23 protein-coding genes and 1 pseudogene are annotated in these 23,398 nt (G+C 71.4%); 13 read left to right on the top strand and 11 right to left on the bottom strand.

Annotated elements, in window-relative coordinates; genetic code table 11:
• Positions 1-632: 632 nt before the first annotated feature.
• The 4 genes from ACF07N_RS08960 to ACF07N_RS08945 form a co-directional block, all read right to left on the bottom strand.
• On the bottom strand, positions 633-818 hold the full coding sequence (locus ACF07N_RS08960) for a hypothetical protein (RefSeq protein WP_392110098.1): 186 nt from the start codon (positions 816-818) through the stop codon (positions 633-635).
• 135 nt (positions 819-953) lie between these two features.
• A complete protein-coding gene (locus tag ACF07N_RS08955; RefSeq protein WP_383324543.1) occupies positions 954-1,166 on the bottom strand; it encodes a hypothetical protein in 213 nt (70 codons plus the stop codon).
• Positions 1,167-1,476: 310 nt separating this feature from the next.
• A complete protein-coding gene (locus tag ACF07N_RS08950; protein ID WP_392110096.1) occupies positions 1,477-1,938 on the bottom strand; it encodes a nuclear transport factor 2 family protein in 462 nt (153 codons plus the stop codon).
• Positions 1,935-2,819, bottom strand: a complete 885-nt coding sequence (locus tag ACF07N_RS08945) for an SDR family NAD(P)-dependent oxidoreductase (RefSeq protein ID WP_392110093.1) — start codon at positions 2,817-2,819, stop codon at positions 1,935-1,937. Before ACF07N_RS08945 ends, ACF07N_RS08950 begins: the two co-directional genes overlap by 4 nt.
• 257 nt (positions 2,820-3,076) lie before the next feature.
• Here ACF07N_RS08945 and ACF07N_RS08940 point away from each other — a divergent pair, with 257 nt between their 5' ends.
• A complete protein-coding gene (locus tag ACF07N_RS08940) occupies positions 3,077-3,694 on the top strand; it encodes a TetR/AcrR family transcriptional regulator (RefSeq protein WP_392110090.1) in 618 nt (205 codons plus the stop codon).
• A 100-nt stretch (positions 3,695-3,794) separates the two neighbouring features.
• Positions 3,795-3,946, top strand: a pseudogene (locus tag ACF07N_RS08935) (IS5/IS1182 family transposase); the annotation flags it as partial.
• 17 nt (positions 3,947-3,963) lie between these two features.
• Here ACF07N_RS08935 and ACF07N_RS08930 read toward each other — a convergent pair.
• Both ACF07N_RS08930 and ACF07N_RS08925 read right to left on the bottom strand, forming a co-directional pair.
• Positions 3,964-4,596 (bottom strand): hypothetical protein, encoded by a 633-nt coding sequence (locus tag ACF07N_RS08930; RefSeq protein WP_392110087.1) that lies wholly within the window; start codon positions 4,594-4,596, stop codon positions 3,964-3,966.
• An 87-nt stretch (positions 4,597-4,683) separates the two neighbouring features.
• The gene (locus ACF07N_RS08925) at positions 4,684-4,866 is read right to left on the bottom strand and encodes a hypothetical protein (protein WP_392110084.1); all 183 of its coding nucleotides are present in this window, start codon (positions 4,864-4,866) and stop codon (positions 4,684-4,686) included.
• 427 nt (positions 4,867-5,293) lie between these two features.
• On the opposite strand from ACF07N_RS08925, the gene ACF07N_RS08920 reads away from it, so the two are divergent.
• The 3 genes from ACF07N_RS08920 to ACF07N_RS08910 are packed head-to-tail and all read left to right on the top strand — an operon-like array spanning position 5,294 to position 7,562.
• On the top strand, positions 5,294-5,908 hold the full coding sequence (locus ACF07N_RS08920) for a hypothetical protein (RefSeq protein ID WP_392110081.1): 615 nt from the start codon (positions 5,294-5,296) through the stop codon (positions 5,906-5,908).
• Positions 5,896-6,543, top strand: coding sequence for a hypothetical protein (locus ACF07N_RS08915; protein WP_392110078.1), 648 nt, complete (start codon positions 5,896-5,898; stop codon positions 6,541-6,543). Before ACF07N_RS08920 ends, ACF07N_RS08915 begins: the two co-directional genes overlap by 13 nt.
• Positions 6,492-7,562, top strand: coding sequence for a hypothetical protein (locus tag ACF07N_RS08910; protein ID WP_392110075.1), 1,071 nt, complete (start codon positions 6,492-6,494; stop codon positions 7,560-7,562). Before ACF07N_RS08915 ends, ACF07N_RS08910 begins: the two co-directional genes overlap by 52 nt.
• Positions 7,563-7,827: 265 nt before the next feature.
• Here the strand turns inward: ACF07N_RS08910 and ACF07N_RS08905 are convergent, their stop codons facing one another.
• Complete coding sequence (locus ACF07N_RS08905; protein WP_392110072.1) at positions 7,828-8,244, bottom strand: hypothetical protein; 417 nt, start codon at positions 8,242-8,244, stop codon at positions 7,828-7,830.
• A 111-nt stretch (positions 8,245-8,355) separates the two neighbouring features.
• Positions 8,356-9,567, bottom strand: coding sequence for a pyridoxal phosphate-dependent aminotransferase (locus ACF07N_RS08900; protein WP_383324517.1), 1,212 nt, complete (start codon positions 9,565-9,567; stop codon positions 8,356-8,358).
• A gap of 126 nt (positions 9,568-9,693) precedes the next feature.
• On the opposite strand from ACF07N_RS08900, the gene ACF07N_RS08895 reads away from it, so the two are divergent.
• Complete coding sequence (locus ACF07N_RS08895; protein ID WP_392110069.1) at positions 9,694-10,419, top strand: hypothetical protein; 726 nt, start codon at positions 9,694-9,696, stop codon at positions 10,417-10,419.
• A gap of 219 nt (positions 10,420-10,638) precedes the next feature.
• Complete coding sequence (locus ACF07N_RS08890) at positions 10,639-11,562, top strand: serine protease (RefSeq protein WP_383324511.1); 924 nt, start codon at positions 10,639-10,641, stop codon at positions 11,560-11,562.
• A 21-nt stretch (positions 11,563-11,583) separates the two neighbouring features.
• On the opposite strand, the gene ACF07N_RS08885 is transcribed toward ACF07N_RS08890, so the two are convergent.
• A complete protein-coding gene (locus ACF07N_RS08885; protein WP_392110066.1) occupies positions 11,584-13,197 on the bottom strand; it encodes an amidohydrolase family protein in 1,614 nt (537 codons plus the stop codon).
• 13 nt (positions 13,198-13,210) lie between these two features.
• Entirely contained in the window at positions 13,211-14,488 is a 1,278-nt protein-coding gene (locus tag ACF07N_RS08880) for an amino acid deaminase (protein WP_392110063.1), read from the bottom strand.
• A gap of 134 nt (positions 14,489-14,622) precedes the next feature.
• On the opposite strand from ACF07N_RS08880, the gene ACF07N_RS08875 reads away from it, so the two are divergent.
• From ACF07N_RS08875 to ACF07N_RS08855, 5 genes are all read left to right on the top strand, one after another.
• Complete coding sequence (locus tag ACF07N_RS08875; protein WP_383337215.1) at positions 14,623-15,657, top strand: sugar kinase; 1,035 nt, start codon at positions 14,623-14,625, stop codon at positions 15,655-15,657.
• Complete coding sequence (locus ACF07N_RS08870; protein WP_392110059.1) at positions 15,654-16,415, top strand: IclR family transcriptional regulator; 762 nt, start codon at positions 15,654-15,656, stop codon at positions 16,413-16,415. The genes ACF07N_RS08875 and ACF07N_RS08870 overlap by 4 nt, the downstream gene beginning before the upstream one ends.
• The gene (locus ACF07N_RS08865) at positions 16,412-16,822 is read left to right on the top strand and encodes a RidA family protein (protein WP_383324496.1); all 411 of its coding nucleotides are present in this window, start codon (positions 16,412-16,414) and stop codon (positions 16,820-16,822) included. Before ACF07N_RS08870 ends, ACF07N_RS08865 begins: the two co-directional genes overlap by 4 nt.
• A gap of 111 nt (positions 16,823-16,933) precedes the next feature.
• Positions 16,934-18,412, top strand: a complete 1,479-nt coding sequence (locus tag ACF07N_RS08860) for a GntP family permease (RefSeq protein WP_392110055.1) — start codon at positions 16,934-16,936, stop codon at positions 18,410-18,412.
• A 102-nt stretch (positions 18,413-18,514) separates the two neighbouring features.
• Positions 18,515-19,078: a hypothetical protein gene (locus tag ACF07N_RS08855; RefSeq protein WP_383324490.1), complete on the top strand. Its 564-nt coding sequence runs from the start codon at positions 18,515-18,517 to the stop codon at positions 19,076-19,078.
• On the opposite strand, the gene ACF07N_RS08850 is transcribed toward ACF07N_RS08855, so the two are convergent.
• On the bottom strand, positions 19,075-20,427 hold the full coding sequence (locus ACF07N_RS08850) for a M14 family metallopeptidase (protein ID WP_383337221.1): 1,353 nt from the start codon (positions 20,425-20,427) through the stop codon (positions 19,075-19,077). The two genes, ACF07N_RS08855 and ACF07N_RS08850, sit on opposite strands and share 4 nt — an antisense overlap.
• A 271-nt stretch (positions 20,428-20,698) precedes the next feature.
• Here ACF07N_RS08850 and ACF07N_RS08845 point away from each other — a divergent pair, with 271 nt between their 5' ends.
• Positions 20,699-23,380 (top strand): LuxR C-terminal-related transcriptional regulator, encoded by a 2,682-nt coding sequence (locus ACF07N_RS08845; RefSeq protein WP_392110051.1) that lies wholly within the window; start codon positions 20,699-20,701, stop codon positions 23,378-23,380.
• The last annotated feature ends 18 nt before the right edge of the window (positions 23,381-23,398 follow it).

The following is a 23,398-nucleotide window of genomic DNA, read 5'->3' as shown; positions in this document are numbered from 1 at the left end:
CATCAGGAGCTGTGATGCGAACCTTCCCTCGGGCGAAGCTTGCAGCGCATGCCCCGCGAGGGCTTTCCCAGATGACACCGGCAGGAAGCCCGGTCACTTTCCCGAAGCGCAGGACAATCAAGCGTCGGTCAGTGAGAAGTAAAGCGCATCCGGTCAGCAGAAACCAAAAGGGTACCGCGCCCATGGGGAAGCGAACTGCAAGTCTGCCTTCAATAATTTCCCCTGACTCAAGGAAGTCTGGCGAAACTGGGTGCCCACCCAAGCAGCGTGCCGCCACCCCTCTAACGATTACGACGGCTCTTGACCAGTACGGTGATGACACCGAGAACTCCTCCGAGGATCAAGGCGGTGACAAGGGCACTAACCATTCCGTCTCCATCCCGTTCGGTCCTGCATGGCATACATGAGCATTCCGATGCCGACGATTCCCAGAGCGCCCAGCGTGATGAGTGTTACTTTCCCGGATCCGTCAGTGAGAAATGCTTGAACAAGAGCGGCGACTGACACCACCCCGCTGACAGCGGCGAAGATCTTCAGCTTTCGCCTTTCATTCACTGCAAGAACCCCACTCTCTTAGGGCAAGGAGATTAAGGCTCGCGCCCCGCTGTCTTGAACGAATTCAGAGCGCCTTGTCAGGGGCGGGTCTTTCGATGGGCCAGGAAGGCGAGAACCATCAGAATCATTCCGCATGCCGCTGCGATCACTCCGAGCACGATCGGCACGGTATCGCCAGCAAGTGTTCCAGTGATGCACGCACATATTCCGCCGATCAACACTATCGCCGAAAAGATTCGCACTGCCCTGATGGCATCGTCCATCGACGCGTCCCTCCCTCCTATCCCAACGCCCCCTCCGAGTTCGTGGGCGACTGGCGGGTCGGGCTTCAACCTCGACCCATACGCGGAGCACGCCGGAGCACCGTGGGTGACAGTCGGAACCGGGGCCGCCGTCCATCACTGCTGTCGCCGCACATCTCGCTGGTTGGTGGTGTGGCGATGCCACAGGAAGGCGATGGGGTAGGTGAGCAGCCCGACAACTCCTCCCCATGCGACGAGCCGGAGTATGCCTGTCGTGCCCCAGTCCACCCGGGACAGCACGAAGGGGCCTGTAAGGATCAGGAGAATGAGGCCGGTTACCAGCCTGCTCTGAGACTTGCTGTCCAGCACTACTGACCTTCCCTCACTGCTCCTAGCCAGGGGCATTCCGGTATCGCTGACAGCGCAAGCGATGAGATCGACAGCATTCCGCTGGGGTCGGTGTTGTTGACAGGGTCGCTACCGGCGTACAGGTAGGGGTTCGCAGGTAGTAGTAGGACTTCCCCCCAAGTCGTCATGGAGTTTCAGGTGCCCGCCGGTTCGCGGATGAATCCGGTGTCCACGCCGTACGTCGTCGTGGACGCGAGCCGAGCGCGGTGTGGCGGCTTCAGGACCAACCCAGCTTGCTGTGTGCGGAGTTGGCCGTGCCGGGCCGGCCGGCTCATATGACGGGGGCAGGCCCTGGCAGGTGGGCGTTCTCCTGGTGCGTGGCGGTGAGCTTGACGCTGCTGAGGCGCCAGCCCTGCGGTGTCCGGATGGCCTCGTTGTCGTAGAAGCCGATGACCAGCCATCGGTCCGGCCCGCCGCCTGCTCGCTCCGCCGGCACCCAGTGTTCGGCGCGGACGTGCGCATGGAGGGTCGCGCGGTCGCCGTCGATCTCGATGACGTGGCCGGTGATGGTGTGGTGCGTGGCGGAGAAGGGGGCGAAGGCTTGGCCCAGCACCTGGACGTACTCGTCGAGCGGCACGGTCATGGGCGGCAGGCCGATGACCGAGGAGAAGTCGAGGGTCACTGAGTCCGTGTGGACAAGGAAGGGGAGGCGGGTGAAGTCCTTGAGGTCGGCGATGTCGGCGTAGAGACCCATCAGCTCGATCAGTTCGATGCGGTCGGCGAGCGCGGTCATGAAGGACTTCCTGCGGACTCGGGTGCGGGCGCGGGTTTCGGGTTCCGGGACCGGTGGCTCATCGCGAGGATGCCGTCCATCAGCCGGGCCGGCAGGTGACGGGCGAGGGGGATGACGAAGGCGGCGTCCGTGCCGAGGGTGTACCGGGCGCGCGGGCGGGGCGTGGTCGCCACCCTGGCGATCCTGGCCCCCGCCTTCGCCGCCGGTACGGCGCGTTTGAGGAAGGCCGTGTTGGACGCCACCGTCGCGTTGATCAGGCCGCCGTAGAGACGCTGATGCTCGGCGCTCATCCCAGCGGCGAGTTCGAGGGAGATGTCACCGCTGCGGGCGGCCATCTCGGTCCGGACGCCGCCGGGCTGGACGACGACGACCTGCACACCGTGCGCCGAGACCTCGCGGCGCAGGGAGTCGCTGGCCGCTTCGAGGGCGAACTTGGTTCCCGCGTACGCCCCGAAGACGGGCAGCGCGGCCACCCCGCCCACGGAACTGATGTTGACGATCCTGCCCCGGCTCCGCCGCAGGAGGGGCAGAAGCTTCTGGACGACGGCGATGTGCCCGAAGAGGTTCACCTCGAACTGCTCGCGCCACAGGGCGAGAGGGAGCACCTCGACGGGGGCGTTGATCTCGATCCCCGCATTGTTGACCAGGACGCGCAGCAGGCGCCGTTCCGGGTCGTCGGCGATCCGCCGGGCCAGGGCCTCGATGTGTTCGGGGACCGTGATGTCCAAGGTGACCGGTTCGATGCCGTCGGCCCGGACGGCGTCCGCCTCGCTTTCGGTGCGTACCCCGGCGAGGACGTGGTAGCCCCTTGCGGCGAGGGCCTGGGCCGTCGCGGCTCCGATGCCCGTGGAGGCGCCGGAGACGACGACGAGTTCGTTCACCTTCCGAGGGTTCTTCGGCGGGTCATTCCGCGCATCTCTCTGCGGGTCTTTCCATGGACGGAGCACAGGGGCGGGTCCTTTCACGAGGTGGGGGGCGCGGGCGCATCGAGGGGGGAAGCGTGTGCCGGTTCAGTTCCTCCGACGCCTCCCACAGCCGCCGGGCCAAGGCGGCGGGGAGGGATCGGGGACACGCCACGAGAGTATCCACTGGAAACATTGTTGTCAATGGAAACATTGCGCTGAGTAGGCTGATCCCCATGCCTGACACCACCGACCAGCGGCCCTACCACCACGGGAATCTCCGCATGGAGTTCCTCGACGCGGCGGAGCGCAGCCTGAGGGCGCACGGGGTCGATCAGCTCTCGGTGCGGGACCTGGCGCGGGACATCGGCGTGAGTCACGCGGCGTTCCGCCGGCACTTCGCGGACCGCCGCGCGCTGCTCGACGCCCTCGCCGAGTCGGGGTTCGTCCGCTTGGGCGCGGAGCTGCGGGCCGCCGTGGACGCGATCGATGGCGAGGATGACCTGTCCGCTCGCCTGCACGCGTTCGCGTCGGCCTACGTCCGGTTCGCGACCGAGAACGCCGCGCTGGCCGGGCTGATGAACTCCAGCAAGCACCGCCCCGGGGCGACCGCGGTCGCCGAGGCCGCCGCAGCCGCGTTCGGCCAGATCGGCGACTTGATCGAAGAGGGCCAGGCGCGCGGCGAGTTGGAGGAGGGCGATCCGGAGGACCTCGGACTCATCATCTACGCCACCGTCCTGGGGATCACGTCCATGCTCAACAGCGGCATGATCGAGCCCGGACGGCTCGAACAACTCGTGGACACCGCGGTGACACAGTTCCTGCGAGGCGCCCGCCCGACGGAGCCGCGCTGACCGCGAGGGGTGCTTCGAGCGGACCCGAGCCCCAGCCGACCGGCTGGGGCCCGATGCAAGCGCGGAAGCGGTTCCGCAGGGATACGGTGCTCGTCGTCGACGGTGCCACGAGCAGGTCCGGGCCCGTATCGAACACGCCCTCGCCCGCATGAAGACATGGAAGATCTCTCGCGACTGTCGGCTGAAGGCGACTGCGTCCGCCATGCGGTGCTCGGCGTCGCCCGCCTGCCCAGCCTCGCACTCGCCGGGTGACGGCGACGGTGTTCATCTCACGGACCGGTCACCGCCGTTGGTCCGGCGGGCGTGTGCCGGGGCCATGGCCTTCCCGTGCGGTCGATCGCGGCGGCCCGCAGCATCTCCAGCAGATGGCCACCCGGGTATGTGCCGAAATCGGGGAACCTCTCCCGGTGATAGCAAGCCCAGTAACTCACCACCCGGTGCTCGGTCCGCGCGAAGAACCCCGGATTCCGTGCGATGAAGTCCCCGTACGCCAGCCGCTGGGTGGACCGCTTGGAGGGCAGGTCGGAAAGGCCGTGTCGGATGCACTCCAAGATCTCCACAACGTACTCGCCGGCCAACTGCACCACGAACGGCACCACCCACGGCTCGTCGGAAGTGGCGATGTGCTCCAGGTGACGCTGGCGGACCAGCCCGTCGCAGTGCCGTGAGTACAGGCAGTGCAGGATCGCCTGCTGCACCGCCGTCAGCGAGCACACCACGTCGACAGGCAGCTCGTCCTGATAGATCCGGTACGGAAGGGCGATGGCTTCATCGCCCACGTACACCGAGAACGGCGACGCAGGTGCGAGCCGGGCCTCCGGCATGACCGCCAGGACCGCGCGAACGTCATCGGCGAGCTGGTGTGGGAACGCCGCAACCAGGTCACCATCGGTCATCGCCATGGATCGAGGCTGCTGCATGGCGGAAGCATAGGCGGGTCCGCTCGCCCCCCGTGCGGCTTCCGCCCTGGTGGGCCGGAAGCCGCAGACTCACCTCCGACGCCTTGCTGAGCGCCGCAGGCTGATGAGGCGGATGATCAGAGCACAGCCGGTGCTGAGCGCAGTCCACCAAACAATGGGCTGGTCGATGGCATTGGGAGAGAAGACCAGGAGGGCCGCCGCGGAGATGATCAGCAGCAACACGGTTGCCGAGTACTTCGTCTGGCTGCTCATGCATCTCTCCCAGGAAATTCAGCAGCACACAGGGCCACAGCAGCGAACGCAGCGGGGTACAACCCGTCACTGGCCGCTGATGCCAACGCGAATCCTCGCCGCTTCCGGACGCTGACTTTCTCCGTGCTACGGCGAACCCGCAGGTGGTTATAAGCCATATCCGTACGTGCGTCCGAGCCGTTTCACGCGTTCCCGTGGCTCGCGGTAACTCCCGTGCTTGTCTCCGCGTTTGAGGCGAGTCGTCGCAAAGTGGAGCACTTCGTTCCATGCCTCCCGCCTTGGCAGGATCGTTTCCTCGGCGTCGTGCGGGACTTGGCTTGCTGATCTTGAAAGGTCAGAGTGACTTCCGGCGGGCGCCGCCGACCTGAAAACGGCGTTCGTCTTCGGCATCACCATGCTTCTGACCACACAGGGGGAACTTGTGGCCATGACCATGCGCCCAGGGCTGCGCATCACCACGTCCATAGCCGTCGCCGCGCTCACCGCTTCGGTCGCCTTCACCACGGGCGGCCCGGCCGTCGCCGCCGACGGGATCCCGGCGGAGGCCGTGGGGACCGACACGACCGAGGTCGTCGAGATCACCGAGCCGGACCAGCAACTCCCCACGGGAGACGCCGTGCTCGGCGAGGCGGAGCTGGGAGCGGACGACCCGGTGGAGGCGTCCGGCTCCGCGGGCTTCCGGGCCGCCGCCAAGCGGCTGCCGTACCTGTGCAAGGCCTCCGTGGACTACCCGCACAACTCGCACACCACCAAGGGCACCATCAACGTGCACTTCGACACCAAGTGCGGCCAGGTCGCCCCGAACCTCAACACCGAGGGCTCGCTGTCCCGCTCCCGCTGGTACGGCTGGGAGCACCTGAGCACCGGCAAGGGCGGCAAGAAGAACACCAAGAGCCTGCGCGTGGTGGCGCCCAAGGGGTGCAAGAAGGACACCTGGTACCGCTACAAGGGCCAGGCCCGCTTCTACGTGTCCGGCCCGCAGGGCAGGGGCTCGGCACACGTCTACAACCAGAACGACAAAGAGATCAAGTGCACCGGCTGACTCGCCGGATGCTGAGCGGGGCGGTGGCGGGGAGTGCCGCCGTCCTGCTCCTCGTGTCGTGCGCGGGGGCGCCCACCGGGTCCTCGACGGCGCCCGGTGCGGGGCGGACGGCGGATCCGGTGACGGGGGCGCCGTCCGCTCTCGCCACCCCCGCCGCCCCACCGGCTCCGGCCGCCCGGCAGCAGGACGGCACCGGCCTGCCGTTGGTGGCAGGTCAGTGGGGGGACGGCCGCCGCAAGACACCACCGCGACGCCTCTCCTGGGAGCGCCCCGCCGACGGTGCTGAAAGGGCCCCGGCCTCGGCCCTCAAGGTCACGGTCACCGCCGCTTCCGCCCCGTCGTACGTCTCGTTCATGCTGCACAGTCGCATCGACGAGGCCGGCATCCCGGACGAGGACACGCGGCGGCAGAAGATCCTGGCCTGCGGGGCGGGCATCACCGAACCGGGCTGCCGGATCACGGAGAACGAGGACCGCTCGTACACGATCGAGACCCTGGGCGCGCCGCCTGCCGGCCACCCGTACCGCGTACTGTACGTGCAGTGGGCACCGGATCGTCCCGGTGCCGAGGAGACCTGGGCATCATGGCAACTACCCACTGGCTGGGCGTCCCGCCCGCGGAGCACGACCCGCTGACCGCCTGGGCGTTGTCCCGGCTCGCCGCGACGGTCGCCGAGGACGCGCAGGTGGACGCGGTGGTCGAGATCGCCTACGAGGAGCGGGAGTTCGAGCCGGAGCTCGGAGGGCGGTTCGGTGCCGGGACGACCGGCGGGCCTGCCTCACGGCGGCCCGGGGGAACACGGACCTTTCGGCTGGACGGGGTCTCGCCCGCCCTGCTCCGGGAGGAGGACTCCGACGAGCCGTGGGCCGTGCTGTTCGACCCTGCCCGGTTGATCCGGGGGATCGGGGCGGTGACGCGGGCCGAGGGCGGTGAGGGGTATGTCGAACTCGTCCTGGTTCCGCACCCGTTGTTCGCCGACCCGGCCGACGCCTGGTTGCCGCCCGGTGCCCGGGGCCTGGTCGTGCGGCTCGATCCGGGCACCGGTTTCCTGTCGTCCGCCACGCTCCATGACGACCGTGGCCCGCTGGCCACGGCGCGGGTCCATGAGCTGAGCGTCCGCGACGTGCGGTCGTCGGCCGAGGCGGGGTGGGTGGTGGCGCGGATGGCCCGGACCCTGGTGGAGCCCGTCCGGCTGACGGCCGACGTCGCCGTGGAGGTCGACCCGCACGAGGACCTGGCCTTCACGGGCGGGCCGTCGGCCCGGTCCTGGACGGTCTCGACCGGTGGGCGCGAGGTGGAGGTGACCGGGGACTACGTGCCGGACGTGACGAGCCCGTCGGCGGCCCGGCTGGCCGAACTGCTCGCGCCCGCCAGGATCGTGTCCCACCTGGCTCACGTCACGGCCGTGTCGGCGACCTCGGTCCGGGCAGGCGTCCGTCCGCTGCGCACCTTTCCGTTCAGTGCTTGGGCCCCGGACGAGAGCCTGACGTGCCGTTTCACCGTCGACCCGGAGACGGGTGTCCTGGTGGGGGCGGAAGCGACGGCTGAGGCGTCGGCTGAGGCGTCGGCTGAGGCGTCGGCTGATGCGGAGGCGGACGGACGCGTGGTCTTCCGTCACGTCGTCACCGCCCTCGGCGCGCAGCGCTCCGGCTGATCCCGACCGGTTCAGTCATCTCCGCGCGCGTGGTCCCGGCTGTACGCGGCCCCGGCGGGCCGACGGCTGGGGGCGGCTGATGGGGTGCCTTGCTACAAGCGTGAGGGCCACCGGGCACGGGTACCCGATGGCCCTCACGGAGGGGTTCATGGCGCCCGGTCCGCGCGTCGCTGCGGGTGCGCGCGGACCGGGGCCGTCGAGGGGAGCCCGGGAGAGGGCTCAGCGGGAGCCCGGGGAAGGGCTCAGCGGGAGCCCGGGGAAGGGCTCAGCGGGACGCGAGTTCGCGGGGCTCCAGAGCCGCCGTGTGGGCGTCCATCCGCTCGGCGGCCAGGATCGCGGCCGCCGTGTCGGCGCGGGAGGCGGCGACGACCAGCGCCCGGCCCGCCAGGGCGTGCGCCCGCCGGTGCAGGGCGGCGGTGCTCCGCTCGCGCCGGGTGCCGGACACCCGGGCCGGGGCGGTTCCGCCCCTGAGCCTGCTCACCTGCTCGGCGAGCCGCTCCGCCGCCGTGTCCAGGTCGGCCGAGCCCTCCGTCGCGCGCAGCTCGTCCGTGACGGCCAGCAGGGCGGCGAGATGGCCCGCGAGCTGGATGTCCAGCTCTTCCTCGCGGGAACGGTGGGGGAAGTCCGGGTTGGGGCCGTCCGGCGTGCTGTGGACCGACTTGGTGCGGATCGGTTCGTACATGGGAGGGCCTCCTGAGTGCTTACAGGAAACCATCCTAGCTTAGATTTCGTCTAAAGTTGAGCTGTTCACAAAATCGGACCGGCCGCATGCGCACCGTGAACGGCGTCCGGGTCAGTGCTGGCTGTAGCCGTCCAGGAAATGCCCGATCCGGCCCATCGCGTCGCGCAGGTCGCCGACCGCCGGCAGGGTCACCACCCGGAAGTGGTCCGGCTCCGGCCAGTTGAAGCCGGTGCCCTGGACGACCATGATCTTCTCCCGCCGGAGCAGGTCCAGGACCATCCGCCGGTCGTCCTTGATCTTGAAGACCTTGGGGTCGAGGCGCGGGAAGAGATACAGCGCCCCCTTCGGCTTCACGCACGTCACGCCCGGGATCTGGGTGAGCAGCTCGTACGCGACGTCCCGCTGCTCGCGCAGCCGCCCGCCCGGCAGCACCAGGTCGTTGATCGTCTGGCGGCCGCTGAGCGCGGCGACCACCCCGTGCTGTCCCGGCATGTTCGCGCACAGGCGCATGTTCGCCAGGATCGTCAGGCCCTCGATGTAGGAGTCGGCGTGCGCGCGCGGTCCGGAGATCGACATCCAACCCACGCGGTAGCCGGCCACCCGGTACGCCTTCGACATGCCGTTGAAGGTGAGGGTGAGCAGGTCGGGGGCGACCTTGGCGGTCGGGGTGTGCACGGCCTCGTCGTAGAGGATCTTGTCGTAGATCTCGTCGGAGCAGACGAGCAGGTTGTGGCGGCGGGCGATGTCGGTCAGGCCCTTGATCATCGCCTCGTCGTAGACGGCGCCCGTGGGGTTGTTCGGGTTGATGATCACGATCGCCTTGGTGCGGTCGGTGACCTTGCGCTCGACGTCGGCCAGGTCCGGCATCCAGTCGGACTGCTCGTCGCAGCGGTAGTGGACCGCCGTGCCGCCGGAGAGGGAGACGGCCGCCGTCCACAGCGGGTAGTCGGGGGCCGGCACCAGGACCTCGTCGCCGTCGTCGAGCAGGCCCTGCATCGCCATCACGATCAGCTCGGAGACGCCGTTGCCGATGAAGACGTGCTCGACGTCCGTCTCGATGCCGAGGGTCTGGTTGTGCATCACGACCGCGCGGCGGGCGGCCAGCAGGCCCTTGGCGTCCCCGTAGCCGTGCGCCGAGGAGACGTTGCGGAGGATGTCCTCCAGGATCTCGGGCGGGCACTCGAAGCCGAACGCCGCCGGGTTGCCGGTGTTCAGCTTGAGGATCCGGTGACCGGCCGCTTCCAGCCGCATCGCCTCCTCGAGCACCGGGCCCCGGATCTCGTAACAGACGTTGGCGAGCTTGGTCGACTGGATCACCTGCATGTCTGGGAGCTTACGGCCCGGTAACGCGTCACGGGTCGTGTTTTCCGCCACGTGAGACGCGGCGGTTTGGGTGCATATCGCCGTCGACTGTCCCACCAGCACCTCAGGTCCCTAGAATGCGCCGCCATGTCCAAGCCATTCGAGTACGCCGACGGAGCGACGGGCGGCACGCCCCCGGGGACGCCGCCCGTCTACGTGCCGCAGGGTGCCCCGCCCCCGGCGTACGACGCCTACGCCGACCCGGCCCAGGCCCACGGGTGGCAGGACGTCTATGACGGCACCGCCGCCGTGGACGGTGGGGACGGCGCGCGCGTCGACGGGGGCGGTGGGCGCGCGGGCGGCGAGAGCGACACGCGTGAGCTTCCGGCGGTGCCGGCGCGCGGCCGGTCCGGTGGCGGGCACGGCTCCCGGCGCAAGCCGCGGCCGTGGCGCACGCGCCGCGTGGCGATGGCCGCCGGGGCGGTGGGCGCCGTCTCGGCGGTCGCGCTGATCGCCGGCTTCTCCTTCTCGGGTGATTCCTCCGGAGGGGCCGGGGGCGGCGAGGGCGGCCGCACCTCCCCGACGGCGGGGGAGACGTCCGCGGCGTCGCCGGCGGACGACCCCGCGTCGACCCCCGCCGCGCCGCTGGACGCCCCCACGGGCCGCGGCGAGGCCTCGGGCGGTGTCTCCGCCGGTCCCTCGGATCCGGTGAGCGGCTCCCCCTCGGACGACGGCACGGACACGCCGGAGCCCTCGGCCGGCGCCCCCACGGCCGGCGCTCCGACGACCTCGGCCCCCGCCACCACGGCACCTCCGGGCCGCGCCGACGGGAAGCCGGGGCACGGCCCCGGCGGCACGAAGGGACCCAAGTGACGCCCCGGTACGAGGGGCCGGGTCCGGCCTCGGGTGCCGCTGCCTGAGCCTCAAGTGGCCTGCCGTTCCGGCCCGTTGCGCAGGGCCGGGCCGGAAGTCGAGGTTCCGGTCGTGGAACGGGTTCTTGTGCGGCACCCCTTGCGACGATCACAATGTGCATGACAACAATGCGGGCGGCCGGAGATTCTCCGGCCGCCTCCGTCGCAAGAGGGGACCCCCATGAGAAAACCTCTCGCCGCCGCGTTCCTCGCCCTGGCGATAGCCGGGGCCGGCGCGGCTCCCGCGACCGCTGCCGAGGCCGCCCCCACGGGCGTCGGCAAGGTCGCGGACACGGGCTCGGCCGCGTCCGCCGTGTCGGGCGTGGTCACGTCCGTCGAGCAGACGCTGGCCGGGCTCGACCCGTCGGCCAAGGCGGTGAACTTCGCCGGCACGGTCGCGCTCAGCAACTGCTCCGGCTCGGTCGTGCGCATGCCGGACTCCGAGAGCGACGACCCGGCGCTCGTGATGACCAACGGCCACTGTCTGGAGTCCGGCTTCCCCGGGCCCGGCGAGGTCCTCGTCGACAAGGCGTCCAGCCGCACCTTCAGCCTGCTCAACGCCTCCGGCTCGCGCGTGGCCACCCTGCGCGCCGCCAAGCTCGCCTACGGCACGATGACCGACACGGACGTCGCGCTGTACCAGCTCACCACCACGTACGCGCAGATCAAGAGCTCGTACAACATCAGCCCGCTGACGCTGAACGACACCCACCCGGTCGCCGGCACCGCCATCGGCATCCCCTCGGGTTACTGGAAGCGGATCTACAGCTGCTCCATCGACGGGTTCGTGCCCACCCTGAAGGAGGGCGACTGGAGCTGGAAGGACTCCGTCCGCTACACCTCCGCCTGCAACACCATCGGCGGCACCTCCGGCTCGCCCGTCGTCGACCAGGCCACCAACAAGGTCGTCGCCGTCAACAACACCGGCAACGAGTCCGGTGAGCGCTGCACGGTGAACAACCCGTGCGAGGTCGACGCGAACGGCACCGTGACCGTCCGCAAGGGCATCAACTACGCCCAGCAGACCTACCAGATCCCCGCCTGCTTCGGGATCGACAACAAGCTCGACCTGAGCGCGAGCGGCTGCACCCTGCCCAAGCCCTAGGGCAGGGTGCCGGACGGGGGGTCACGCGGGAGGAGTCCCGCGGACCGCCCGGCCCGCCAGCACGTCCGTGCGCCGGCCGTCCTCGATCACGAACCGGCCGCCCACCAGGACGTACGGGATGCCCGTGGGGAGGCGGCGCGGCTCCGTGAAGGTGGAGCCCGCCGCCACCGTCGCCGGGTCGAACAGCACCAGGTCGGCCACGTAGCCCTCGCGGACCAGGCCCCGGTCGGGCAGGCGCAGCCGCGCGGCCGGGCGGGAGGTGAGGTGGGCGACGCACTCCTCCAGCGACAGCACCCCCAACTCCCGTACGTAGTGCCCGAGGTAGTGCGGGAAGGTGCCGTAGGCGCGCGGGTGCGGCTTGGCGCCCTGGAGGATGCCGTCCGAGCCGCCCGTGTGCACCCGGTGGCGCATGATCTCCCGGACGTTCTCCTCATGGCCCACGTGCTGCAGGATCGTCGGGGCCAGCCGGTCGGCCAGCAGCAGGCCGCGCGCGGTCACCCACGGGTCCTCCCGCCGCAGGGCCGCCGACTCCGCGATCGTGCGGCCGACGTGGTCCGCGAGCGCCGGATCGTTCACGCCCGAGATCTCGATGGTGTCCCACTCGACCGGCACGCCGTGGCAGCCGTCGGAGCCGGTGACCTCCAGGTGGTGCCGGATGCGCTCCGCGGTGGCGTCGTCGGCCAGCCGCCTGAGCGTCTCCTCCGGGCCGCCCTCGCTCGCCCAGCTCGGCAGGACGGCCGCCAGGGTCGTGCAGCCCGGGGTGTACGGGTAGGTGTCGAGGCTGATGTCCGCCCCGCCCGCCAGGGCCTCGTCCAGCAGGGCCAGCAGCTCCGGGGCCCGGCCCTTGTTCACGCCGAAGTTCATGGTGGCGTGGGCGAGATGCAGGGAGCAGCCCGCCTCCCTCGTCAGCGCGATCATCTCCCGGTACGCCTCCAGGGCGCCGGCGCCGTAGGAGCGGTGGTGCGGGCAGTAGTAGCCGCCGTAGGACGCCACGACCTCGCACAGTTCGGTCAGTTCGGCGTCCGGCGCGTACATGCCGGGCGTGTACGTCAGGCCCGACGACATGCCGACCGCGCCCTGCTCCATGCCCTCGGCGACCAGCCGGCGCATCCGTTCGAGCTCGGCGGGGGTGGCCTCCCGGTCCTCCCAGCCGACGGCGAGCGCGCGGACCGTGCCCTGCGGGATCAGGTAGGCCGCGTTGACGGCGATTCCGCGGTCCAGCCGGTCCAGGTACTCGCCGACCGTGCGCCAGTCGAAGTCGATGTCGTCCCCGGGCCCGTTCCACCCGGCGATCGCCCGGCGCACCTCGCCGAGCGTGCGGTCGTCGACCGGCGCGTACGACAGCCCGTCCTGGCCGATGACCTCCAGGGTCACGCCCTGGGCGGCCTTGGCGCTGTGGTCGGGGTCGCGCAGCAGCGCCAGGTCGCTGTGGGCGTGCATGTCGACGAAGCCGGGGGAGAGGACCAGCCCTTCGGCGTCCAGTTCCCGGCGTGCCTTCGGCCGCTGGCAGCCGGCCGCCGCGGCCTCCTTGACGATCGAGGTGATCCGGCCGCCGTCGACGACGACGTCGGCCCGGTAGGAGTCGGCGCCGGAGCCGTCGACGACCTCGGCGTCCCGGATGACGAGCTCTTCCATCGCTTGCCGCCTCCTAGAAGAACGTGCGGACGTAGTCGACGACCGTGCCGTCCGCCTCGGCGACCGGGATCAGCTGCCACTTGTCGAACGAGGTGCACGGGTGGGACAGCCCCAGGCCGACCCAGTCGCCCACCTCCAGGTCCGCCTCCGGCGTGGTGCTCAGCCACGCGTGCTGGTCGGACAGGGCCGTCACCGCCACGCCGGTGGCCGGGCGCTCGGCTCCCTCCCGGCGGATCACCTGCGCGAACGGCAGGTCGAGGTCGTAGGCCGCGTCCCGCTTGCCCGCGTTGACGAAGGCCTGCTCGGGGGAGGGGCGCGACACCACCTGGGTCCACAGGCGGAACGCGGGCTCCAGGGCGCCCTCCTCGGGCACCCGGTTGAACGGGGTCAGCTTGCGGTAGTGGCCGTCGTCGTGCGACACGTAGGCGCCCGAGCGGAGCAACTTCAGCACCGGGCGGGACAGTTCGGGGATCTCCGCGAAGACGTCGGCGACCGCGTCGAACCAGGCGCTGCCGCCCGCGCTGACCACGATCTCGTCCAGGCCGGCGAAGCGGCCCGCCGCGTCGAAGTCCGCGGCGAGCGCCACCAGCCGCCGCAGCCACGCCGTCACCCGCTCCGGGTCGGCCTTCGGCACCTCGCCCTCGTAGCCCGCGACACCGGCCAGCCGCAGCGTCCGCGTGGCGGCCACGGCGCCGGCGACCGCCGCGCACTCCGCCTCCGTGCGGACGCCTGTCCGGGCACCCTCTCCGGCGGCCAGTTCGACCACGACGTCCACCGGCCGGGCGGCGCCCCGCAGGGCCGCGTCCATCAGCTCGACGCCGCGCACCGAGTCGACGTAGCAGACGAACCGGAAGTCCCGGTCGGCGTCGAGCTCGGCGGAGATCCATCGCAGGGCCGCCGCGTCGACCAGTTCGTTCGCGAGGAACACGCGCCGGATGCCGAAGGCGCGCGCCACCCGCACCTGGTGCGGCACCGCGAGCGTGATGCCCCACGCCCCGTGCTCGATCTGCCGGTGGAACAGCTGCGGCGCCATGGAGGTCTTGCCGTGCGGCGCGAAGGCCAGGCCGTGCCGGGCCGCGTACGTCTCCATGAGCCTCAGGTTGTGCTCCAGGCGCTCGGCGGACAGCGCGAGCACCGGGGTGGCGAAGCCGCCGGTGAAGAGGTTGCGGCGCTGGGCGGCCAGCTCGCCGACCGTCAGCCCGTCGGCGTCCGGCGGGAGGCCCTTGAAGCGGTGGTCGACGCGCTCTCCGGCGAGCCGGGCGAGGGACTCGGCTGCGGTGTCGGCTGGCATGGAGCCTCCTGATCAGCGGTGTTGCATTAGGTGCAACCTTCATTGCGTATATCGCTCAACGCTGTCTAACATCTCGGCCACCGCCGGTCAATGAATCCGCCACCCACCGAAGCCACCGAGGAGCTACGAGCATCGTGACCCCCACCGGACCCAGCGACGCCCCCGGCGTCGTCGACGTCGTCGCGCTCGGCGAGTCCATGGTCACGTTCCTGCCCTCCCGGCCGGGCCGCCTCGCCGACGTGCCGTCGTTCGAGCGGGGGATCGGCGGGGCGGAGTCCAACGTGGCGTGCGTCCTGGCCGCGGCGGGGCACTCCGTCCGGTGGATCAGCAGGGTCGGGGACGACCCCTTCGGCGACCATCTGGTCGAGGCGATCGGCGGCTACGGGGTCGACGTGGCACATGTGCGCCGCGACCCGGACCGCCCGACGGGCATCTACTTCCGCACCGCCGGGGACCGGGGAACCGACGACCACGAGGTGGCGTACTACCGGGCCGGCTCCGCCGCGTCCGCGATGAGTGTGACGGACCCCGACCCGGCGGCGGTGCGCGCCGGACGCGTGCTGCACCTGTCCGGGATCACGGCCGCGCTGTCCGGCGGCTGCCTGGAGCTGATGCGCGAGCTGACCGCGCGCCGTCCCGGCCGCCCCCTGGTCTCCTTCGACGTCAACCACCGGCCCGGACTGTGGCGCGACCAGGACGCCCCCCGGGTGCTGCGCGACCTCGCCCGCGGCGCGGACCTCGTGTTCGTCGGCCAGGACGAGGCCTGGGGGCTGCCCAGCGCCGAGGCCGTCCGCGCCGCCCTGCCCGAACCCGAGGTGCTCGTCGTCAAGCAGGGTGCCGCCGGAGCGACCGTCTTCCACGAGCAGGACGTCACCTTCGTCCCCGCGCCGCGGGTCGACGTCGTCGCCGCCGTCGGCGCGGGCGACGCCTTCGCCGCCGGGTTCCTCTCCGCCACCCTGCGCGGCCTGCCCGTCCGGGACCGGCTGCGCCACGGGCATCTGATGGCCGCCGCCGCGCTCACCGTGCCCGGCGACCTCGCCGTCCCGCCCGCCCGGGAGCACGCCGACCGGCTGGCCGCCCTGGACGACGCGGCATGGGGGAGACTGCGACTCGGCCCCGGCTGGACCGAGGACGTCCGGCGGGCCGACGAGGAGGTACGTACGCCATGAGCCAGACCGTCGACCGCGCGCTCAGCATCCTGCCGCTGCTCGCCGAGGGGCCCGCCGACCTGGGGCAGGTCGCCGACCGCCTCGGCGTCCACAAGTCCACGGCCCTGCGCCTGCTGCGCACCCTGCACGAGCACGGCCTGGTCTACCGCCAGTCCGACCAGCGCTACCGCCTCGGCGCCCGCCTCTTCGCGCTCGCCCAGGAGGCCATGGAGAACCTCGACGTCCGCGAGATCGCCCACCCGCACCTGGTCCGCCTCAACGAGAGCTGCGGGCACACCGTGCACCTGGCCGTGTACGAGGAGAACGAGGTCCTCTACATCGACAAGGTCGAGAGCCGCTACCCGGTGCGGATGTACTCCCGCATCGGCAAGCCCGTCGCCATCACCGTCGCGGCGGTCGCGAAGCTGCTCCTGGCCGACCTGCCCGAGCACGAGCGGCGGGCGGTCGCCGAGAAGCTCGACTACCCCAGTTACACGGCCCGTTCGACGCCCAACGCGAGCGCGTTCCTGCGCGAGCTGGAGAAGGTGCGCGAACAGGGCTGGGCCACCGACCTCGGCGGCCACGAGGAGTCCATCAACTGCGTCGCGGCGCCCATCCGCGGCGCCGACGGCCGGGTCGTCGCCGCGATGTCGGTCTCCGCGCCGAACGTCGTCGTCACCGCCGACGAACTCCTCACCCTCCTGCCGCTGGTGCGCCGCACGGCGGACGCCATCAGCGGGGAGTACTCCGGCAGAACACCAGTGAAGGGCACCGCATGACCGACAAGATCGCACTCACCCCCAAGACCCACACCACCCCGCCGGCCAAGTTCTCCCACGGCGTGAAGAAGGGCAACATCCTCCAGGTAGCCGGGCAGGTCGGCTTCCTGCCCGCCGAGGAGGGCAAGCCGCCCACGCCCGCCGGGCCGACCCTGCGCGAGCAGACCCTGCAGACCCTGGCCAACGTCAAGGCCATCCTGGAGGAGGGCGGCGCCTCCTGGGACGACGTGATGATGATCCGCGTCTACCTCACCGACGTCGACCACTTCGCCGAGATGAACGAGATCTACAACGCGTACTTCGAGGAGCAGGGGCTGACCCAGCCGCCCGCCGCGCGCACGACCGTCTACGTCGGTCTCCCCGCGGGCCTCCTCATCGAGATCGACGCGCTCGCCGTCCTCGGCTGACACCACCCCCCGAGAAAACTCCCGCACGCCCGTGAGGCGCGGCGCCCCGATGCGCCGCGTCGCGCTCCCCCCTACCCAGAAGCTGTATGCACTTAGGCAGAGGACCCCCGAATGTCCCATCCGCTCGCCGCGTCCGCCCCCGCCGAGACACCGCCCCACACGGGAGGACTGCTCCTCCTCGTCGACGGCACCGCCGGACTCCTGCTCACCGCCGCGCTCGGCATCGCGCTGCTGCTCTTCCTCATCATCAGGGTCAGACTCCAGCCGTTCGTCGCCCTGCTGGCGGTCTCCATAGCCGTCGGCCTCGCGGCCGGCCTGTCCGTCACCGAACTGTTCGGCACGGTCCAGAAGTCGGACGCCGTCTCCACCATCGAGTCCGGCATGGGCGGCATCCTCGGCCATGTCGCGATCATCATCGGCCTGGGCACCATGCTCGGCGCGATCCTCGAAGTCAGCGGCGGCGCGGAGGTGCTGGCCCGTCGCCTGCTCGGCCTGTTCGGCGAGAAGCGCGCGCCGCTGGCCATGGGCCTGACCGGCCTGATCTTCGGCATCCCCGTCTTCTTCGACGTCGGCATCTTCGTCCTGGCGCCCATCGTCTACGCCGCCGCCAAGCGCTCCGGCAAGTCGATCCTGCTGTACTGCCTGCCGCTGCTCGCGGGCCTGTCGGTCACCCACGCCTTCCTGCCGCCGCACCCCGGCCCGGTGGCCGCCGCCGGTCTGCTCCACGTCGACCTCGGCTGGGTCATCCTCATGGGCGTCGTCTGCGGTCTGCCCGCCGTGGCGGCCGCGTGGGCGTACTCCGCGTGGATCGGCCGCCGCATCTTCGTGCCCGTGCCGCAGGACATGGTCGAGGCCGCGGAGGAGGCCAAGCAGGCCGTCGTCGACGAGCAGCGGGCCGCCGGCGTGGCGCCCAGCGAGCAGCCGGTCTCCCTCGGCACGGTCCTCGGCATCATCGGCACGCCGCTGGTCCTCATCCTCGCCGCGACCTTCTCCTCGATCGCCCTGGACCCCTCCACCCTCCGCTCGGTGATCGAGTTCTTCGGCAACCCGTTCGTGGCGCTCACGATCGCGCTGTTCCTCGCGTACTACCTGCTCGGCATCCGCCGCGGCTGGTCCCGCAAGTCGCTGGAGACGGTGTCGACGGCGTCCCTCAAGCCGGTCGGCAACATCCTGCTGGTGGTCGGCGCGGGCGGCATCTTCGGCGCCGTCCTCAAGGCCAGCGGGGTCGCCCAGGCCCTGTCGGACACGTTCAACGACGTGGGCCTGCCGGTGGTCGTCCTGTCCTACCTGATCTCCGTGGTGCTGCGGGTCGCCCAGGGCTCGGCGACGGTCGCCATCGTCACGACGGCCGGCATCGTGGCGCCGCTGCTGTCGGAGGGCGACCACTCCCAGGCCTTCGTCGCCCTGGTCATCATGGCCATCTCCGCCGGCTCCATCTTCGCCTCGCACGTCAACGACGGCGGCTTCTGGATGGTCGCCAAGTACTTCGGCATCAGCGAACGGGACACGCTCAAGACGTGGACGGTGCTGGAGAGCGTGCTGTCGGTGGCCGGGTTCGTGGTGGCCGCCGTGCTCAGCCTGTTCCTGTAGGGGCCCGCAACCGCCGTGGGGCGGCCGGTTCTTGTAGGCGTCTGATAACGAAGTCGGGGCCGACTGTGTGCGGCACAGGTTTCTCGACCATACTGCTCCGCTGTGGAGCAGCGCATAGGTTCGAGCAGCCAGCCCCTGGAGGGCGCCGGATTCGACCCGGCCTTCATCCCCGGGCTCACGTCACCCGCGTCCGCCCGGACGGAGGAGGACGGGCCGGAGAAGGACGGGCCGGAGAAGGAGCCCGAGGTCGCCGAGGCCGAGGAGGCCGCCCCCGAGGCGGAGGAGAAGGACACGGCGTCCCCCTCCGAGCCGGAGGAGGACGCCGAGGCCGACGGTCCCGTCTTCGAGGCGTCCGACCGCCGCGCGCGGATCGTCGCCGACCACAGAGGCGTGACGCTGCGCCTGGACGACCAGGAGTGCGACTTCCGCTGGGACGAGATCGGCGCGGTGGAGACGGAGACGGCCCGCTTCGGCAAGCGGTACACCGTCACCGTCCACACCCCTGACCGGCGCTGGTACCCGATCGAGATCGAGGCGCCGGCCAGGAGCAGCTTCGCCGAGTGGGACGCCCGGCTGGACGAGGTGCTGGACGCCTACTTCGAGGACGGCGCGGCGGAAAGCGCGGAGCGGGACGCGGAGAAGGAAGCGGAGAAGGACGCGGACTAGCCGCAGTACTGCGCTTCCTTGCCGATCGACCGGTACATGCAGTCCGCGTTCTCCAGCAACTGCAGTACCGCGTCACGGTTGCGGGAGGTCTCCCGCTCGATCACCTCGTCGGGCGGGTAGAACCCACCCCCACCGGACCGGGGGTACATCTCGAACGTGTAGCCGAAGATCTTGTGCGCGCCCCAGAGGTAGTCGTCGATCGACCCGTCCGTGATGTACAGGTCGCTCGACTGCTCCGCCGTGTAGCCGTTGCTCGCGGCCATCTTCTGGCCCACGGTCTTGAACGCCGCGTGGTCGTCCGCCGTCATCCCGGTCGTCGTGTCGGAGTACGTGTAGCCGAACGGCCACAGCACCAGCTCGCTGTACGTGTGGAAGTCGACGCCGGCCCTGATCTGCTGCTTGCCGCCGACCACCCGGCTGCGCACGAAGTCGGCGACGACCTTCACCTCGGGCGCCGACTCCGCCGCGGGACCCCGGTAGGTGTCGGAGGACGCGGACCCCGAGGAGCCGCCGCAGCAGCCCCAGCGGTAGTTCCAGTTGCGGTTCAGGTCCGTACCGACGTACGACGAACCGGAGTTGGGCTGCCGGTTCTTGCGCCATGACCGGTACGAGCCGGTGGCGATGTCGTACTCGCCGCCGTCCGGGTTGATGTCCGGCACGATCCAGATCTCGCGGTTGTTCACCATGCTGGTGACCCGGGAGTCGGACCCGTAGTCGGAGGTCAGCTCGCGCAGCAGGTAGAGCGCCATCTCGACGGTGAGGTGCTCGCGCGCGTGCTGGTGGTGGGTGAACAGCACCTCGGGCTCGGACTCGTCCGTCGCCACGTTGTCGCTGATCTTGATCGCGACGATGTTCCGGCCCTGGTAGGACTTGCCGATCACGCGCTGGCTCGCGATCGACGGGTTGGCCGAGACGATCGTGTTGATCTCGCTCGTCATCTCCGCGTAGTTGTGGTACTTCGAGTCGCCCGACGGGAAGTCGAAGAGCCGGACGTCGTCCTCGCCGGCGGACCGGTCGGGCACCGCGCCGAGCGGGGTGACCTCGTACCCCCGGGCGCGCAGCCGCTTGATCTGGTCCGCGCGGCCGGAGACGACGACCCCGTGGCCGTGCACCTCGTCGACGGTCACGCCCGCGCGCTGAAGTGCCGTGCGGTCCGCGGCCGTCGAGTGCAGGTGGATCTCGTACTGCCGGACGTCGCCGGCCGCCGGGGCGGCCTTCGCGACGCTGTCGGCGGTGGCGTCCGGCGCCGTCGCGGACAGGGGTGCCGCGAGGGCGAGTGCCAGGACGGCGGCGAGGGCGGCGGTGTGTCTGCCGGTGCGGGCACCGGAGCCTCGTATGCGAAGTCGCATGAAATCTCCTTGTGGGAGGTGGGGTTGTTCCGTGCGACGTACGTGGTGCGGGTGGCGCACATCGTTCTGCCAATGGCATGAGCAGGTCAAGACTGAAAGTGGCCGCGCAGTGTACGCGTGTCGCGCGATCGACGGGTGAGGGCGGCCGAAGTGCACTCCCGGGTGTGAAACGGGCGTGCATATATGTACGGAGCGGGAGAGGGTGAGGGCTCGCGCAGGGGGAGCCGGAGTCTCCGGATCCCCGGACCACACCCCAGAGGACTGGCTGATCATGGGCGGATCAGCGCCACGACGGGACCATCGGCTGCCGGTCGAGACGACCAGTTTCGTCGACCGGCGGGGCGAACTGACCGAAGGACGCGAGCTGCTGGCCCGCGCGCGGCTGGTGACGCTGACCGGGCCGGGCGGCGTCGGCAAGACCCGGCTCGCCGCGCGCGTCGCGGCCCGGGTCCGGCGGGCCTTCCCGGACGGCGTGCGCTTCGTACACCTGTCCGGGCTGCACGATCCGGCGCTCGTCCCGCACGCCGCCGCCGACGCGCTGGGCCTGCACGACCACTCCGCCCAGCCGCCGCTGGACGCCCTCGTCGAGCACATCCGCGACCGGCGGCTGCTGCTCGTCGTCGACAACTGCGAGCACCTCGCCGACGCCTGTGCCCGGCTCGCCGCCGCCCTGCTGCACGGCACCCAGCACGTCCGGATCCTCGCCACCAGCCGGCACCGGCTCGGCCTCACGGAGGAGCACCTGCTGGAGGTGCGCCCGCTGCCCGTGCCCGACCCGGACGGCGACCTGTCCGCCGCCGAGGGCTACCCGGCCCTCACCCTCTTCGCCGACCGCGCCGCCGCCGTGGCCCCCGGCTTCCGCCTCGGCCCCGCCAACGTGGCGTCCGTCGCCCGCCTGTGCCGCCGCCTGGACGGCCTGCCCCTCGCCATCGAACTGGCCGCCGTCCGCATGCGCGTCCTCGACGTCGACCAGCTCCTGGACCGGCTCGACGACCGCTACCGCTTCCTCACCACCGGCAGCCCCGCGGCCCTGCCCCGCCACCAGACCCTGCGCGCGGCGGTGGCCTGGAGCCACGACCTGTGCACCGGGGCCGAGCAGACGGTGTGGGCCCGGCTGTCGGTGCTGGCGGGCGGCTTCGACCTGGAGACGGCGGAGGCGGTCTGCGCCGACGACACGCCGCGGGACGCGGCGTGGCCGCCGCCCGACGACGGCCGGGTCCCCGGTGACCCCCTGCGGGGTGCCGCCGCGTGGCCACCCGGCGACGGCCGGCTCCCCGCCCCCGCGTGGCCTCCCGGCGAGGGCCGGCTCCCCGCCCCCGCGGTCCGGCATCAGGCCTCCAGCACGGCACCCGCGCGGCTGACCGACGGCCCCGCCGGCCGGCCCGGGTCTGCCGATGCCCGCCCAGGGCCCGTCGAGATCCGTCCCGGGCATGCCGAGGTCCGCCTCGGGCCCGTCGACGTCACCGGCCCCGCCGCCACCCGCCCCTCCGAAACCCCCACCGGCACCGTGACGTTGCCCGCTGCCCCGCCCGTGGTGCTGCGTGCCGACGATGTGCTGGAAGCCGTCGCCGGGCTCGTGGACAAGTCCGTGCTGTGCCGGGAGCCGGGCCCCGGCGGGGTGCGGTACCGGCTGCTCGACACCCTGCGCCAGTACGGGCTGGAGCAACTGCGGCGGACTCCGGGCGAGGAGACCGCCGCCCGGCGGCGGCAGCGGGACTGGATGCTCCGCCGCGCCGAGGCGTGCGAACGGGACTGGTTCGGGCCCGGGCAGCCGGAGATCGTGGCCCGCCTGCGCGCCGACCAGGACAACCTGCGCGCCGCCCTCGACTTCAGTCTGACCACGCCCGGCGAGGCACGCGCCGGACTGCACCTCGCCGGCACCCTCTGGTTCCACTGGCACGCCTGCGGCGCCTCCCGCGAGGGCCTGTACTGGCTCGACCGGGCCCTGGCCGCCGACCCCGAACCGACCCGGGAGCGGGCCCGCGGCCTGTGGGTCGCCGGGCTGCTGGCCGCCGCCACCCAGGACTTCGCCCGGGGCCGCCGGCACGCCACGGACGCCCTCACCCTCGCCCGCGCCCTGGGCGACACGGCCGAAGCCGCCCACGCCGAGTACGTCATCGGCGTCATCCGGCTGTTCGACGACGACCTGCCCGGGGCGTTGCGGCACTTCGAGACCACCGTCGCCCGCGGCCCCGTACCCGGCCAGCATCTCAGCCTCGTCGGCCTCGACCAGGTCGAACTCGCCTGCGCGCTGGGGTTCCTGGGCGAGGCCGACCGGGCCGTCGAGGTGTGCGAGCGGGCCCTGCGGCTGTGCGAGCGGCACGGCGAGCAGTGGGTGCGGTCGTACGTGCTGCGTATGCTCGCCCTCGCGCACACCGTGCGCGGCGACTGGGCCAGGGCCGAGCGGCACGCCGGCGAGGCGCTGCGGCTGAAGTGCGCCGTCCACGACGTCATCGGCATCGCCCTCACCCTCGACCTGCTCGCCTCGATCGCCACCCGGCGCGACGCGCACGAGCACGCGGCCGTGCTGCTGGGCGGCGCCGACCGCGTCTGGGCCGACATCGACGCCGGCCGCTGGGGTGCCCGCACCCTCACCTCCGCGCGCCGGGACAGCGAGGAACGGGCGGCCCGCGCCCTGGGCCGCGAGGCGTTCGAGCGGGCCCACCGGCGTGGCGGCGCCCTCGCCCTCACGGAGCTGGCCGGTCACGCGCTGCGCGAGCCGGCCGCCGCCGCACCGGCCGCACCGCCGCCGCACCGGGACAGCACGGCCCGTCTCACCCGGCGCGAGACCGAGGTCGCCCGGCTCGTCGCCGAAGGGCTCGCCAACCAGCAGATCGCCGACCGCCTGGTCATCGCCCGCCGCACGGCCGAAGGCCACGTGGAACGCATCCTCAGCAAGCTCGGATTCAGCAACCGCAGCCAGATCGCCGCCTGGGTGACGGCACAGCGCTGACCCCGGACCCCGACCCAC

Origin of the sequence: Streptomyces sp. NPDC015242 (assembly GCF_043079125.1) — a bacterium.
Lineage (GTDB): Bacteria > Actinomycetota > Actinomycetes > Streptomycetales > Streptomycetaceae > Streptomyces.
The sequence above is the reverse complement of the archived record's forward strand: the minus strand, read 5'-3'. Positions and strand labels throughout refer to the sequence as shown.